The organism is Parendozoicomonas haliclonae, from assembly GCF_900174585.1.
Classification (GTDB): domain Bacteria; phylum Pseudomonadota; class Gammaproteobacteria; order Pseudomonadales; family Endozoicomonadaceae; genus Sansalvadorimonas; species Sansalvadorimonas haliclonae.
The window spans coordinates 594,743-610,363 of sequence record NZ_FWPT01000001.1; the positions used below are offsets into that span (position 1 = coordinate 594,743).

The following is a 15,621-nucleotide window of genomic DNA, read 5'->3' on the forward strand; positions in this document are numbered from 1 at the left end:
ATCACTGTAACGACGCCATGGAAGCTCTCGAAAAAGCCCTTCGGGTGAGGCTGTAAACGACTTCTCGCTGCGTCAGGCTTGCTTAATGTAGGTCAACTACGATTTTCACAAGCCTTTCTAACGATAAGCCGTTTACTGTCTCACTGAGTCGCATCATCAAACGTCCACAGACCCTAACCTACGTTAAGTCATTTCCTGTGGATCAATATCCACTGACCAACGTATACGACGGGTCAGTGGGTTTTGTTCCATAACCGGCAGCAACACACTCAACAAGTTGTGCAGCGGCTTGCGGTTATTGGCCTGCAGTAACAGCTGCCAGCGCATCCGGCCCTGGCGCTTTTCCATGGGTGCTGGCATGGGGCCCAGCAGCACAACACCTTCCGGCCCACCCAGATTGTTCACATTAATCAACTCACGGGCCTGCTGTGCTGACACCTGCAGAAATTCTTCCACAGGCTGAGCATTCGGTGCCTCGGCATTAATTAACGCCATATAGCTGAACGGCGGCAGTCCAATAATCTGACGTTCGTGAAGAATATTGCGGGCAAAACTGTCGTAGCCTTGTTGGATCAATGTTTGCAGTTGAGGATGCTCAGGATTACCGGTTTGAATCAATACATGGCCGGGATGTTCAGCGCGACCGGCACGACCGGCAACCTGTAGAATCAACTGTCCGGTTTTCTCGGCACCCCGGAAATCTGAGCTGAAGAAGCCGGCATCGGCATTCACAATTACCACCAGGGTCACAGCCGGGAAGTGGTGGCCTTTGGCCAGCATTTGGGTGCCTACCAGAATGGCGGGATTGCCCTTGTGGATTTTCTCCACCATCTCATGGAAGGCGTGCTTTTTGCGCATGCTGTCCCGGTCGATACGCATCACATCGACCTTATGTCTGCCGTGGCCAAACATCTCTTCCAGAATTTCTTCGGTGCGTTCCGTACCTTGCCCTACAGGACTGAGTTCCGGGCTCTGGCAGTTGGGACAGGTGTAAGGAATACCCTGCTGGTAATCACAGTGATGGCAATGCAGATGCAGTGGCGTGCGATGGAGGGTCAGATGCGCATCACAGTTAGGGCAGTCGATCAGCCAGCCGCAGTCGTCGCAGGCCAGAGTTGGGGCATATCCCCTGCGATTCAAAAACACCAGCACCTGCTGGCCTTTATCCAGGGTGGCTTTAATGGCTGATAAGGTGTCCGGTGTTAAGCCGCCCTGCAAACTCTGATGGCGAGTATCAATCAGGGATATTTTTGGTGGCACGGCTTTGCCGGCTCGACCTTGCAGATGAAGATAGCGGTAACGGTGGGTATCACTGTTATGCAGGGTTTCCATGCTTGGTGTCGCGGAACCCAGAACCACTGGAATGTTTTCCAGTTGCCCGCGGTACAGGGCAAGATCTCTGGCGGAATAACGGACGCTGTCCTGCTGTTTGTACGACAGGTCGTGTTCTTCATCGACAATAATAATGCCGGGAGTGTGCAGCGGGGTGAAAATTCCAGAACGGGTGGCAATAACAATACCCGCTTCGCCACGTCTGGCTGCCAGCCAGCCATTCAGGCGTTCACGATCGGTCAGCCCAGAGTGCAACACTACAACTGGAACATTAAAGCGCTCCTGAAAACGATTCATGGTCTGTGGGGTCAGGCCAATTTCCGGGATCATCACCAGCGCCTGTTTCTTTTGTGCCAGCACATGGGCAATAGCCTGCAGATAAACCTCGGTCTTGCCGCTGCCTGTCACACCATGGAGAAGTGTTGTACTGAACTTTTGATCGCAAGTGATGGCATCCAGTGCTTGTGCCTGTTCCTGATTCAATACCAGAGGCGAAGATTTCAGCAGCGGGGTGTTTTCATGAAACATCTGAAAACCCGGTGCACGTTCAACACACTCTGTTAACCCACGTTGATGCAGGTTTTTCAGTAAGGTTCGATCAAACCCCATGCTGCGCAGAGCTTCACCGGAAATGCCATCAGGGTGCTTCTTGATAAGTGCCCAGGCTTCCTGTTGCTTGGGAGCACGGGTGCGCATCAATGTCTGCTCGGCTGTGGTATCGAGGGAAGATGCAGGCTGCCAGAACTCATGCACTTCCTTGGACAGGTCATAGCCCTGACGCAGCAGCGCTGGAAGCGCCTGCATAAAGGTATCGCCGATCGGATGGTGGTAGTAGCGGGCAGTCCAGCAGGCCAGCTGAAAGACGGATTCAGGAACGATAGGCGTGCTGTCAATAATTTCACTGGCGGGACGCAGTTTGCCCGATGGCACCTCGGAGTGTGTAGAGGTCTCGATCAGAATACCAACAACTTCCCGATTGCCTCGGCCAAAGGGGACGCGCACCCGAACACCGGGTTGCAGCTGGTCAGCCGTAACCTGTTGCGGAGGTAGATAATCAAATAAACGGCGCAGATTGACCGGCAGGGCAAGGCGCAGGATACCGGCAGGGAAGTCGGTCATGGAGTGAAGCCAGCGTTCCACGGTGATGTAAAACGCTAGCTTATCAGAAGGCTTAACAGACTGTTAGATCAGCCATGCTGTCAGATGAGTTGAGAAGCCAGGTAGAGATAGTGAGCAGCAACACCGGCAGACAGGCCGCCAATGGTGTGAGCCAGCAGGGCTTTGGAGGTCAGATCGCGGCGCTTGAGAGTGTCCATCATGGCAGTGTGTGTGCTCAGGTAGCCACTCCAGCACATGCCCATGGCGGTAAATACCGCAATTTCATTGCCTGTGATCATGCCTTGGGCAATCAGGTGCGGCAGTGTGGACATGGCCGCGCCAACCGCACCGAGAGAGGTGACCGGGAAGGCAATCAGTTCAGCGTGCTGGAAGCCAAACAGGCCGGACAGCAGCCAGGAAATCTGGTTACCCAGCGCAGGCAACAGGGCAACGCCTTCATAGGCTGCGCCAGTGTAGCCATTGGCGGATGGGCCGAAGGTCAGCATCATCACAATGGAGCTGATTACCAGAACGCCAGGAATAATAGCCATACCCAGACCAACACCGGCCTTGCCACCATCCAGCATGGCGTTCAGCAGGCGCAGCCAGGCGGAATCCTGTGGATTTACGGATTGTTCGATATCCAGAAGCTCGCCGGCATTGCCGTCAAAGTCGATATCGATTTCCTGATCACCAACAACCGGCTTGCAGAAGAATTGCATCAGACGGGTAGACATAATGCCGCCCACCAGAGCACCGCCCAGACCTATCAGTGCAGGCATAAAGCTGCTTTCACCTGTTCCCAGATCCTGAGTCGACATAAAGGTGATCACCAGCATGCCCATACCAAAGGCAGTACCGAAGTTGGTCAGGGAGAACAACTCATGGGCCTTGAAGCCTTTATTAAAGCGACGGTCGGTGGCCAGGCTGATAATGGCCGGGTTGTCCGAGAAAAAGGTCATCAGCGCAGCTAGAGCGGAGCGGCCAGGCAGGTTGAAAATAGGGCGCATCAGAGGAGCCAGCAGCTTCTCAAGAATGCTGATCAGGCCAAATTCCACCAGAACACGGCTGAAAGCGCCGGTCAGGACGGTGATGCCCATAATAAAGAAAACAGTGTTCAGCAGTAGGTCATGGGCTGTCTTGAACAGGGTGTTGAACATATTGGCCACACCCATGGTCGAACCAATATACCCAAAAAACAGACTCAGGGCGGCCAGCAGGATAAAGGGCTCAAGGCGGCGACCAAGGCTGGAGGTGGATTGTTCAGCGGTAGTCGAAAGCTTATTCATGGCGCTCCATGATTTGGAATAATTAGCAGCCGGGCATAATACCTTCCCTGTGGTAGGGTGCCGCAATGCGAGCTATCCCTTATAAGTGGTGCGCGTGAGGCACTTCGGCAGAGGTTTATGCGGGAACGTGCATTCAGGCTATTTGCCCCGGGCTTAGGGTCTGCTAATATTCGCGCTCTTCTGCCGGTAGCTCTTCTCTGGGAGTTATCGGATTATCAGTGTGCGGTGCCGAGGTTCTGTTTCTTCCTTATACAGTAAGGAAGCTGAAGGCTCGGTGGCGGTGCACAACCAAGCTTTGAGGCTGAGCCATGAAAAAGGATATCCATCCTAAGTACGAAGAAATCACTGCTTCCTGCTCTTGCGGTAACGTGATTAAGGTGAACTCCACTCTGGGTAAAGACATCGGTCTGGACGTATGTGCTAAGTGCCACCCGTTCTACACCGGTACTCAGAAAGTTATGGACACCGGCGGTCGTATCGAACGCTTCAACAAGCGTTTCGGCGCGCTCAGCACCAAGCGCTGAGATTAAAAAGGCACCTTCGGGTGCCTTTTTTGATTCCCATCTTTTCTATTTTCCCGTTTTTCCCCTTGTAGTTTTCATACAAAACCCATACCTCTATTCAGACCCTGAATGATGGTTATTCATGCCATAAACGGCGCTATCTGGGCTTTCCTCACTAAATTCAAGGCGTTAACAACGGAATGCGCAGAATATAATTCTGGCGTGTGTTTTATCGCTATGTAATTTTGCTTTCAAACGCTTGTTTTAAAGTTTGTTTTGTTGAGTGGTGTCGTCCTTTTCGTTATTCTCGTTTTTCCGGCAGGCAATAAAAAACTGGATGAGATGAAATGGCTGAGGATATGAAGCAAGCCGCTCTGGATTATCATGCGAATCCGCGTCCCGGCAAGATCAGCATGGAGCTGACCAAGCCCGCGGAAACCTCCCGTGACCTTTCCCTTGCGTATAGCCCTGGTGTGGCAGAACCCGTTCGTGAGATCGCCCGTGATCCTGAGCTGGCATACAAATATACGGCGAAAGGCAACCTTGTTGCGGTAATCAGTAATGGTTCTGCGATTCTGGGTCTGGGAAATCTTGGCCCACTTGCCAGTAAGCCGGTCATGGAAGGCAAGAGTCTTCTATTCAAACGATTTGCCGGTATCGATTCCATTGATCTGGAAGTTGACTCCGAAAGCCCTCAGGCCTTTATTGATACAGTTAAGCGTATTGCTATTACCTTCGGTGGTATCAATCTGGAAGATATTAAGGCGCCTGAATGCTTCGAGATTGAAAGTGCTCTGATTGAGCTGTGCGATATTCCGGTTTTCCACGATGACCAGCACGGCACAGCCATCGTGACAGTTGCCGGTATGCTGAATGCGCTTGAACTGGCAGGTAAGAGCATCGAAGAAGCCCGCACGGTTTGTCTGGGTGCTGGTGCCGCAGCTATTTCCTGCGTCAAGCTGCTGGTGAGCTGTGGCATGAAGCCGGAAAATATCCTGATGCTGGACAGTAAAGGCGTGATTCATACTGGTCGCTCTGATCTGAACCAGTACAAGGCGGCATTTGCGGTAGAGACTGACTGTCGTACGCTGGATGATGCCATCCAAGGGGCTGATGTGTTCCTGGGCTTGTCTGGTCCGAATCTGTTGTCACCAGAACAGTTGGCGCGTATGGCTGATAACCCGATTGTCTTTGCCTGCTCAAACCCTGATCCGGAAATTCGTCCTGAGAAGGCCAAAGAGGCGCGTCCTGATGTGATTATGGCAACGGGTCGTTCCGACTACCCGAACCAGGTGAACAATGTTCTGGGCTTCCCGTTCATCTTCCGTGGTGCGCTGGATGTGCGTGCGACCCGCATTAATGAAGAGATGAAGGTCGCTGCAGCCTATGCACTGAAAGATCTGGCCAAGGAGCCGGTTCCTCAGGAAGTGATGGATGCCTATGGCGTTTCTTCCATGAAGTTTGGTCGTGATTACATCATTCCCAAGCCAATGGATGCCCGCCTGATGGGTGTGGTTTCTGCAGCGGTAGCCAAGGCTGCTGTGGATAGTGGTGTAGCACGTCTGCCATATCCTGCCCATTATCCGCTGAATTCTATGGATGATATCGTGTTCTGATTTTTATCAGGTTTGGCGTTCCATAAAAAATCCCCGCAGCTGCGGGGATTTTTTATGGTCAGAATATATTGGTATTAGAAGATGTCGCCGGGATTAAAGTCGCCATTGTCGTTGGTTGAGGTTTCTTCATCTTCAAACTCTGGTTTGGGCGCATTCTCTGTGCGGAACACTTCAAAGATGGCATTGGTTTCGTCCGGGCGTGCAGGTTTACCGGTTTCCGGATTGATCTTCATGGTGACAATACCATCCGGCTGGGGCAGGGAGGTTTCCGGTTTGTTGGCCAGTGCGACCTTCATAAAGTCGATCCATACCGGCAGTGCAGCGTTGGCGCCGTATTCCCAGCGACCCAAGGTTTTTGGTTGGTCAAAGCCCATCCAGACGGTGGCCTGCAGTTCCGGGTTGAAGCCGGAGAACCAGACATCGCGCTGATCATTGGTGGTTCCGGTTTTGCCAGCAAGATCGTTACGGTTGAGTGCCTTGGCACGGCGACCAGTTCCTTCAGTGATAACATCCTTCATCATGTCGTAGACGATGTAGTTCACCCGTTCATCCATAACCCGTGGAGCTTTCTTGACTGATTTCAGTAACTCCTTGGGATCGGTTGTAGTCAGGCTGCCATCCGGATTTATCGGGTTCTCTTCCAGAATGGACTCCAGAGTTAAACCTTCCTCGGAAAAGCCTGCAGCAAAGCCTTCCTCGGCAGGAATTGTTTGGGCTGAGCTGGTTTCTGCTTCTGGTGTTTCATCACAGTTCCGGCAAGCGATCAGCGGATCGGCCTGATAGATGGTTTTATCCAGCTGGTCGATATGCTGAATGATATAAGGCTCAATACGGAAACCACCATTCGCCAGTACGGTATAACCCGTTGCCAGTTCCATTGGAGTAATGCCGGCGCTACCCAAAGACAGGGACAGGTTATCTGGCATCTTGTCTCTTGGCATGCCCAGCTGTTCGATCAGATCCAGTGTGTAATCAATGCCAGTACGTTGCAGAATGCGAATGGAGACCAGATTGCGCGAACGGTAGAGACCTTTACGCAGGCGGGTTGGGCCATAGAACTTCTGATTATCGTTCTGTGGGCGCCAATGGCTTTCCAGCTGGTCATCATTAAAAACGACAGGTGCATCATTGATCAGTGTTGCCGCGGTCATACCTTTGTTGATTGCTGCCGTATAAATAAACGGCTTAAAGGCAGAGCCGACCTGGCGGTTGGCCTGAGTGACGCGATTGTATTTACTGTCGTAGAAGTTAAAGCCACCGACGATCGCAGTGATGGCGCCATCCTTTGGTTGCATGGCAACAATGGCGGCCTGAGCTTCTGGCAGCTGACTCAGTCTCACTGTCCCATCAATATGTCGAACACGAATCAGGTCGCCCACAGCAACAATATCTGATGGCTGCTTTGGCGCTTTGCCCTGACGGTTAACATCAATATAAGGCTTGGCCCACTTCATCTGCTCAAAGTCCATCACGGCCGGGCTACCATCCCGAAGCATCAAGATTGCTCTGTCTTCATGCACCTCTGTGACGACAACCGGTTCCAGAGAGCCGATAGGTGAAGTATTTTTGAGGGTCTGTTGCCAGATCTCCAGCGATTCACCGAGCTGCAACTCCGGACCGCGGAAACCATGACGCTCGTCGTAGGCCTGCAGACCTTTGTCGATAGCCAGGTTTGCTGCTTTCTGCTGAGCGCTGTTGATGGTGGTGTAAACCTTATAACCGTCGGTATAGGCGGCGGTGCCCAGCTTTTCGATCACCTCCATACGTACCATCTCGGCTACGTAAGGAGCTTCCAGTTCGACGGGCAGTCCGTGGAAAGTAGCCGTTGGTGGTGTGTTCACGGCAAAGGTGTACTGGGGTTCACTGATCATACCCAGCGTTTTCATCCGGCCCAGAATCCAGTCGCGACGTTCCAGTGCCCGTGTAAGGTTCACCAGAGGGTTGTAACGGGATGGTGCTTTCGGCAGTCCGGCAATCATGGCCATTTGGGGTAGAGTCAGTTCCTGAATGGTTTTACCGTAATAAACCTGGGCTGCGGCTTCGATACCATAGGCGCGATTACCCAAATAAATTTTGTTCAGGTAAAGCTCCATAATCTCCTGCTTGCTGAGCTTGCGCTCAATTTCCAGGGCCAGGAGGATTTCATTGAACTTGCGGGAGAAGACCCGTTCATGGCTCAGGAAGAAGTTCTTAGCCACCTGCATAGTGATGGTACTGCCGCCGGACTGGATGCTGCCGGTGGACACCAGCTGCACGGTCGCGCGTGCCAGACCGACGATGTCAACGCCATTGTGGGAGTAGAAACGATCATCCTCGGCAGCCAGGAAGGCATCAATCAGCTCTTTTGGTACCTGCTCGAAATCAACGGGCGTACGGCGCTTTTCGCCAAATTCGGCAATGAGTTTGTTGTCTGCGGAGTAAATGCGCAGAGGTGTCTGGAAGTTAATATCTCTGAGTGAGTCTACAGAAGGGAGGCTCGGGCTCAGAAAAAGATATGCGCTGCTGCCGATCAGGAGAGTGCCACTGAATACGGCCAGCGCGCACCATAATCCGAATCTAATAACGCTGACAGCTTTTTTCATAAGTTTTATTTATATGTAAATCCATGTTGGGGAAGTACTGAACAGCCGCCGTTTAAATGCTGCACCAGATCACGAAATGACTATTATATGCGAGAGTAATAGCGTCAGCACAATTGCCATAACTCGCAGACTGTTATTTAATGGGCGTAAGCAAGGAATTATTGCAAAATCCTATTAAAAGAACTATGCGGGGCGAACACTTGTGTTGGGGCTGTTCAAAAAGAAATCCAGCGTGATGTTGGGGATCGACATCAGTTCCACTTCGGTAAAGTTATTGGAATTAAGCCGAAACGGCGATCAGTACCGGGTGGAATCATACGCTGTTGAGCCTCTGCCACCAAACGCTGTAGTGGAAAAGAATATTAATGAGCTGGAAGCCGTAGGTGAGTCCATTAAGAAGGTACTTGCGAAATCTCGCTCGTCTCTCAAAAATGCTGCTGTCGCCGTAGCCGGCTCAGCTGTTATCACCAAGACTCTGGAAATGGATGCCTCCCTCAGTGATGAGGAGATGGAAAACCAGATCTCTGTCGAAGCCGATCAGTATATCCCTTATCCGCTGGATGAAGTGGCACTGGACTTTGAGGTTGTTGGGCTAAGCCCAAATAACCCTGAACGTGCAGAGGTGCTGGTGGCTGCCAGCCGTAAGGAGAACGTCGACAATCGCGAAGCCGCTCTTAATATCGGCGGGCTGACAGCCAAGGTTGTTGATGTTGAAGCCTATGCCATGGAGCGGGCTTACGAGTTGATTGAGACTCAGCTCCAGCTGGATGATGACGAGCCTCTGGTCGCCATCGTCGATCTCGGTGCCACCATGACCACGCTGAGTGTTCTGGAGAAAGGGCGCACCATTTATACCCGCGAACAGATCTTTGGTGGGCGTCAGCTGACCGATGAGATCCAGCACCGCTACGGCATGTCGCCCGAAGAAGCTGGCCTGGCCAAGAAAACCGGTGAACTGCCGGATGATTACGAGCCAGAGGTGTTGGAGCCTTTCCGGGATGCTGCGGTTCAACAGGTATCCCGCAGTCTGCAATTCTTTTATTCCGCCAGCCATTACAACGATGTGGACTGCATAGTTCTGGCCGGTGGCGCCGCTTCCACCATAGGGCTGGCCGAGCGGATTACCCAGAAAATTGGTACCCCATGCGTTCTGGCAAACCCCTTCGCGAATATGTCGGTGGCGGGGAAAGTGAATGCCAGTGCCCTCACCAACGATGCTCCGGCGATGATGATTGCCTGTGGCTTGGCAATGAGGAGCTTTGACTGATGGCCAGAATTAACCTTTTACCCTGGCGTGAAGAGCTCCGCAAAGAGCGCCAGAAGAATTTCCTGATTGCCCTGGGGGCAACAGTTGCCCTCGCAGCCCTGCTGATTTTTGTTCGTGACTTGATGCTGAATGCTGCCATTGAGAATCAACAGTCGCGCAATCAGTTTCTGCAGACGGAAATTAATACCCTTAATGCCAAGATCAAAGAAATCAACGAGCTGAAGAGTAAGAAGAAAGAACTTTTGGCTCGTATGGAGGTTATCCAGAATCTGCAGGGTAATCGACCGGTTATTGTGCGGGTTTTTGATGAGCTGGTGCGGGTGCTGCCTGACGGTGTGTACTTCACTACTCTCAGTATGTCCGGCAATACCATCAGCATTCAGGGTGTATCTGAGTCCAATAACAAGATTTCCAAGTTGATGCGCCAGCTGGATGAGTCGGATTGGTTTGATAGTCCGAACCTGACTGCGGTTAAAGCCCTGCAGGGCGGTACGGGCAGCAGTTTTATCCTGTCGGTGAGTCAGGTGGCTCCTGAACTGAAAGAGGAGGGTGGGTCATGAGTTCGCTGCAGGAATCGCTCCAGAAGCTGAACAATATGGATCTCAATGAGCTGGATCTGGAAAACGTAGGCTCATGGCCTGTGCCAGTGAAGGTGATCCTCTGTGCTGTGGTTTTTGGCTTGGTTGTCTTCCTGGGCTTTCATTTTCATCTGAATGATCTGGGTGACCATCTGGATAGGGAAGTCAGTAAGGAAAACGATCTGAAGCAACAGTTCCAGACTAAAGCTTTCCTTGCGGCCAACCTGGGAGCTTATAAAGCGCAGATGGTTGAGATGGAGGCTTCATTTGGTGCACTGATCAAACAGTTGCCCAGCAAGACCGAGGTTCCGGGTTTGATTGAGGATATTGATTACACCGGCCTGGGGTCCGGTTTGTCGATTAACTCCATCAACCTTCAGTCTGAGGTGCGCCACGAGTTTTATATCGAATTGCCTATCGATATCAGTGTTCGAGGTAATTACCACGATCTGGGCACCTTTATCAGCGGTGTGTCCAGCCTGCCTCGAATTGTGACGCTCCATGATTTCACGATTAAAAGCGATAAAAATACGGGTGCGCTGAGTATGGAAATCAAAGCCCGAACCTACCGTTACAATGACGGAGGTGGTGCGTGATGAATTCCAGAAAGATTGCACCAGCTCTGCTGTTCTCAGGGCTCACCATTCTTGCAGGATGTGATTCCAATGCCGGTTATGAAGACCTCTCCCGGTTTATGGATGAGTCCCGTGCCCGGCCAACCGGGAGGATAGAGCCTCTTCCGCAGTTTACGCCTTATGAAGCCTTTACCTACTCGGCTTCAGGGATGCGCAGTCCGTTTGATAAGCCCATCAAGGTTCAGCTTGTTCGTAAGCAGAAGGTTCAGAGCGATATTCGCCCAGACCTGGATCGGGTCAAGCAATACCTTGAGAATTTTGCCTTTGATGCCTTCGCAATGGTTGGCACATTGAGTGATGATAACGGCTTTTTTGCTCTGCTCTCGATGGATGGTGGTGTGCACCGGGTTCGCGTCGGAGATTATCTGGGTCGGAATCACGGCCGGATTATCGGCATTACCGATTCCGAGGTTCAGGTGATCGAAATTGTAGAAAGTGGACTGGACAACTGGGTCGAACGTCCCAGAACTCTCAGTCTCAGTGGTTCATAGTCGGTTAAAGGCGACCGATATAACGTATAGAAGATTGTGCTGCCAGTTTGTCTGGTCAAGCAGATGGAATAAGAAAGACTACACAGGTGTGACCGGATGAATAGGAAAGGCAGGTTGACAAGTTGGGGTGGTTATCTGGCCGGTGCGGGATTGCTAACCACGCTTTGCTCGACAGCGGCGCTCGCCGGCACCCTGCAGGGGGTTGATGTGACATCCCTGCCTGGTGATCGGGTAGAGATGAAGCTTTCTTTTGATTCGGCTCCTCCGGAAATTAAAGGTTATTCCATTGAACAGCCTGCTCGGATTGTCCTTGATCTGCCCGGTACTGAAAGTGCTGTGGATAAATATAACGAGCTTGGCTTTTCCAATGCCCGTAGTGTCACGGTTATGGAAACTAAGGATAGGACACGCCTGACTGTAAGTATGGATTCCTCTTCCTCATACACAACACGTACTGAAGGGAATAATGTTTACGTCCTTGTTGGTGAAGGAGGGCCGGTTTCCCAGGCTGCTCCAGCTGTTGCTGCAGCAATTACCAATCAGGCAGCAGCTTCAACCAAAAATGCCTTTAGTTCTTCAAATGGTCTGACCAGTATTGATTTTGAGCGTGGCGATGATGGTGAGGGCAACATCGTTATTGGCCTTTCCTCGAAAAAGGTGCTGATGGATCTTGAGGAGCAAGGTGGTCGCCTGCGATTAACCTTCCCGAATGCTGACCTTCCTGTCAGCCTCCGCAATCGCCTTGATGTGAATGACTTTGCTACCCCTGTTCAGTTTATCGATGCGCGGGTTGAAGATGGAAAAGCTTTGGTTGTTATTGAGCCAAAGGGCGAGTTTGACTATCTGGCGTGGCAGACTGATGACAAGATGACCATCAGTGTAAAAGAGCTGACATCTCAGCAGATCGAGCAGAAGGCCCGGAAACAACTGGTCTATTCCGGAGATAAGCTTTCCCTGAACTTCCAGGATATTGAAGTTCGTGATGTGCTTCAGATTCTGGCAGACTTTAAGGATTTGAACCTTGTTGCCAGTGATACTGTTGGCGGAAGTGTAACTCTGCGTCTAAAGAGTGTTCCGTGGGATCAGGCGTTGGATATTGTTTTGAAATCCAAAGGTCTGGGTAAGCGTCTGGAAAATAATGTGCTTGTTGTGGCCCCGGCCGCCGAGCTGGCAGCTCAGGAGCGTGAGCTGTTGGAGTCTCAGCAGCAGATCATTGAGCTGGCGCCTCTTTATACTGAACTGGTTCAAGTTAATTATGCTACAGCCGCAGAGATTGCAGCCGTCCTGTTGGGTGGTGAAGGAAATCGCATTCTTTCTGAACGTGGCAGTGTCCAGGTTATTGATCGGACAAATAGTCTTTTGGTTCAGGAAACCCAGAATAAGCTGGATGAAATTCGCGACTTGGTCGAGCGAGTTGATATCCCTGTACGTCAGGTACAGATTGAAGCTCGAATTGTGACCGCTGACACCAATTTCCGGAAAGAGCTTGGTGTTAAGTGGGGTGGCGCTGTTCAGGTTGGGAGTGGTAATAACCTTAAGCTGGGTGGCCAGGGTTCTAGTTGGAATCCAGGGGATCAGCCGTTGGGGGATGGGACAAGCCCTGGTTCTGGTGGTGAAGCTTCATTCGGAAATAATAACCTCTTTACAGATTTGTCTGTAACTGGGACTGGGTCTTCTGCCCTGGCTATTGGCCTCTTGACAGACTCCGCTGTTGTAAATCTGGAAATCTCCGCTCTTGAAAGTGATGGTGGTGGTGAAATTGTTTCGCAACCTCGCGTAATCACCTCCGATAAGCAGAAGGCGACAATTAAGAGCGGTAAAGAGATTCCTTATCAGGAAGCAAGCTCCAGCGGTGCCACCACAACCGAGTTCAAGGAGGCTGTGCTCTCTGTTGAGGTGACCCCGCAGATCACCCCTGATGGCCGGGTGATTATGGATATTCAGGTGAATAATGACTCGGAAGGCCCAGCGACGGCCTCCGGTATTCCAACCATCAACACTAATGAGGTGAAAACCAAGGTTCTGATCGAAGATGGTCAGACGGTTGTACTGGGCGGTATTTTCAGTAAAACTGAGACCCGCGGTGTTGAGAAGGTGCCTCTGCTGGGAGATCTCCCGGGTGTAGGTCGCCTGTTCCGAAAGGACACCAAGAAAGACGAGCGTAACGAAACCCTGATTTTCATTACCCCGAAAATTTTGACGGCAACTATGGCTTTGCGCTGACAGGAAGTATGCAGTCTCGCACGATTTACCTGATAGGGCCGATGGGGGCAGGAAAGAGTACCATCGGCCGTATGCTCTCCCGTGAGCTAAACCTGCCTTTCCTTGATACCGACCAGGAAGTCGAAGATCGCTGTGGTGCCGATATTCCCTGGATATTTGATAGGGAAGGGGAAGATGGCTTCCGGCAGCGAGAGACTTTTGTGCTGGAGTCCCTGCAAGGGGCACCGGCGCAGGTTGTCGCGACCGGTGGCGGAATCGTTATGCGTGAAAAAAACCGCAGGCTGATGATAGCCAGCGGTTTTGTGGTTTTTCTGCAGGCCTCCGTTGCTACCCAAATGCAGAGAACAGCCAAAGACAAGCGTCGCCCCCTTCTTCAGCGACCTGATCGTGAGCAGGTTCTCGCAGATCTTTACGAGCTGCGTGAGCCTTTGTATCGTGAAGCTGCCGATCTGGTTGTCTGTACTGATCGGGGCAGCCCGCGTCAGGTTATTAAAGAGATTACTGAAGCTGTTGGCATGGGGTAATTGCCAGCAGCCCCTTCTTATTCGACAATCATCCCTCCAACAATAAAACCCTCTCGTAAGGCAGGAGTCCGGCTGTGCAAACCTTGACCGTGGATCTTGGTGATCGCTCTTATCCCATTTTTATTGGCTCAGGGTTGCTGTCAAAGCCGGAACTCCTAAAACCCTATATCCGTGGTTCCGAGGTGGCGGTTGTTACTAATGAGACGGTTGCGCCGCTTTATCTGGAAGATCTGCGTAGGCTGCTGGGTGGTTATCGGGTTACGGAAGTCGTGCTGCCTGATGGTGAGCAATATAAAAACCTGACCGAGCTGAATCAGATCTTTGATCGATTGCTGGCTGATCGGCATAGCCGCGCCACCACGCTGATTGCTTTGGGTGGTGGGGTGGTTGGGGATATGTGTGGCTTTGCTGCTGCGAGTTACCAGCGTGGTGTTAATTTTATCCAGATTCCAACCACGGTATTGTCCCAGGTTGACTCTTCTGTTGGTGGAAAAACCGGAGTAAATCACCCACTTGGCAAAAATATGATTGGCGCCTTTCATCAGCCGCAGGCAGTTATTGCGGATATGGACGTTCTGACCACTCTTCCGGATAGAGAGCTTTCCGCAGGGCTGGCTGAAGTGATCAAGTACGGTTTGATCAGCGATGCTCCGTTTTTTGAATGGCTGGAATTGAATGCTGAACGATTGATGTCGCGTGATGCTGATGCTTTGGCAGAATCCGTACTTCGCTCCTGTGAAAATAAAGCCAAGGTTGTTGCTGAGGATGAGCGTGAGGGAGGGCGTCGTGCCATTCTGAACCTTGGTCACACCTTTGGTCATGCCATTGAAACCCATCAGGGTTATGGGAAATGGCTGCACGGCGAGGCCGTTGCTGCTGGTATGGTCATGGCTGTTGATCTCTCGGTTCGGCTTGGTTGGGTTGAGTCTGACGTACTGCAAAGAACGATCGCGTTGTTAGAGCAATGCAAGCTGCCCGTTCAGCCTCCCAAGGGTATGACGCCCGATGACTTCCTGAATTTAATGTCTGTGGATAAAAAGGTTATCGATGGTCAATTACGCCTGATACTGCTGAAGTCTTTAGGGGATGCGGTGGTCACGGCAGAGGCTCCAAAAGAAGTTCTTTGTGAACTTTTGTATAGCCTTTGCCACTGAAACTAATGGTGTATTAAGAAAAATATTCTGAAAAAAGCCATATTCCGTGTAATTTTCTTAGATCGGCTGCCTTGTTCATTTGTCTCGTTTTCGGTGACTATGTACAATGATCGGCCGCTCGACGCTAGCAAGAATTTATAAGAAAGCGTTGATGTGTGCAGGTGTGGCAGATCAAGAGACAACTTGCAGAGGGTTGTTTGTCTGTTACACCTAGTGTCTGGCGGGTGGCGTGAATGCGTTGATGCCGGATTATCTGCAGCCAAATTTTCTGGGTGCAGTCGGTTTCAGCCTGAGCGAAAAGCAAGGGAGGCTGCCACTGGTCAGGATGA

12 protein-coding genes are annotated in these 15,621 nt (G+C 51.5%); 9 read left to right on the plus strand and 3 right to left on the minus strand.

Features of this window, described 5'->3' with window-relative positions:
- Positions 1-183 precede the first annotated feature (183 nt).
- Both EHSB41UT_RS02835 and EHSB41UT_RS02840 read right to left on the minus strand, forming a co-directional pair.
- Positions 184-2,451 (minus strand): primosomal protein N', encoded by a 2,268-nt coding sequence (locus tag EHSB41UT_RS02835; protein ID WP_087106662.1) that lies wholly within the window; start codon positions 2,449-2,451, stop codon positions 184-186.
- A gap of 80 nt (positions 2,452-2,531) precedes the next feature.
- Positions 2,532-3,719 carry a CD0519/CD1768 family membrane protein gene (locus EHSB41UT_RS02840; protein WP_087106664.1) on the minus strand — a complete coding sequence of 396 codons (1,188 nt, stop codon included), beginning with the start codon at positions 3,717-3,719 and terminating at the stop codon, positions 2,532-2,534.
- Positions 3,720-4,027: 308 nt separating this feature from the next.
- On the opposite strand from EHSB41UT_RS02840, the gene rpmE reads away from it, so the two are divergent.
- Together rpmE and EHSB41UT_RS02850 are read left to right on the plus strand one after the other, a co-directional pair.
- Positions 4,028-4,243, plus strand: coding sequence for a 50S ribosomal protein L31 (gene rpmE / locus EHSB41UT_RS02845; protein ID WP_087106666.1), 216 nt, complete (start codon positions 4,028-4,030; stop codon positions 4,241-4,243).
- Positions 4,244-4,569: 326 nt separating this feature from the next.
- Positions 4,570-5,838 (plus strand): malic enzyme-like NAD(P)-binding protein, encoded by a 1,269-nt coding sequence (locus tag EHSB41UT_RS02850; protein ID WP_087106668.1) that lies wholly within the window; start codon positions 4,570-4,572, stop codon positions 5,836-5,838.
- Positions 5,839-5,912: 74 nt separating this feature from the next.
- Here EHSB41UT_RS02850 and EHSB41UT_RS02855 read toward each other — a convergent pair whose 3' ends face one another.
- Entirely contained in the window at positions 5,913-8,420 is a 2,508-nt protein-coding gene (locus EHSB41UT_RS02855; RefSeq protein ID WP_087106670.1) for a penicillin-binding protein 1A, read from the minus strand.
- Between the two features lie 202 nt (positions 8,421-8,622).
- Here EHSB41UT_RS02855 and EHSB41UT_RS02860 point away from each other — a divergent pair, with 202 nt between their 5' ends.
- The 7 genes from EHSB41UT_RS02860 to aroB all read left to right on the plus strand — a co-directional run bounded on the left by EHSB41UT_RS02860 (position 8,623) and on the right by aroB (position 15,292).
- Entirely contained in the window at positions 8,623-9,687 is a 1,065-nt protein-coding gene (locus tag EHSB41UT_RS02860) for a pilus assembly protein PilM (RefSeq protein WP_087106672.1), read from the plus strand.
- Complete coding sequence (locus tag EHSB41UT_RS02865) at positions 9,687-10,247, plus strand: PilN domain-containing protein (protein ID WP_087106674.1); 561 nt, start codon at positions 9,687-9,689, stop codon at positions 10,245-10,247. Before EHSB41UT_RS02860 ends, EHSB41UT_RS02865 begins: the two co-directional genes overlap by 1 nt.
- Positions 10,244-10,861 carry a type IV pilus inner membrane component PilO gene (locus tag EHSB41UT_RS02870; RefSeq protein ID WP_087106676.1) on the plus strand — a complete coding sequence of 206 codons (618 nt, stop codon included), beginning with the start codon at positions 10,244-10,246 and terminating at the stop codon, positions 10,859-10,861. Before EHSB41UT_RS02865 ends, EHSB41UT_RS02870 begins: the two co-directional genes overlap by 4 nt.
- Positions 10,861-11,391: a pilus assembly protein PilP gene (locus EHSB41UT_RS02875; RefSeq protein ID WP_087106678.1), complete on the plus strand. Its 531-nt coding sequence runs from the start codon at positions 10,861-10,863 to the stop codon at positions 11,389-11,391. Before EHSB41UT_RS02870 ends, EHSB41UT_RS02875 begins: the two co-directional genes overlap by 1 nt.
- 96 nt (positions 11,392-11,487) lie before the next feature.
- Positions 11,488-13,614: a type IV pilus secretin PilQ gene (locus EHSB41UT_RS02880; RefSeq protein ID WP_087106680.1), complete on the plus strand. Its 2,127-nt coding sequence runs from the start codon at positions 11,488-11,490 to the stop codon at positions 13,612-13,614.
- Between the two features lie 8 nt (positions 13,615-13,622).
- Positions 13,623-14,138 (plus strand): shikimate kinase, encoded by a 516-nt coding sequence (locus tag EHSB41UT_RS02885; protein WP_087106682.1) that lies wholly within the window; start codon positions 13,623-13,625, stop codon positions 14,136-14,138.
- A 74-nt stretch (positions 14,139-14,212) separates the two neighbouring features.
- Positions 14,213-15,292, plus strand: coding sequence for a 3-dehydroquinate synthase (aroB, locus tag EHSB41UT_RS02890; protein ID WP_087106684.1), 1,080 nt, complete (start codon positions 14,213-14,215; stop codon positions 15,290-15,292).
- Positions 15,293-15,621 lie beyond the last annotated feature (329 nt).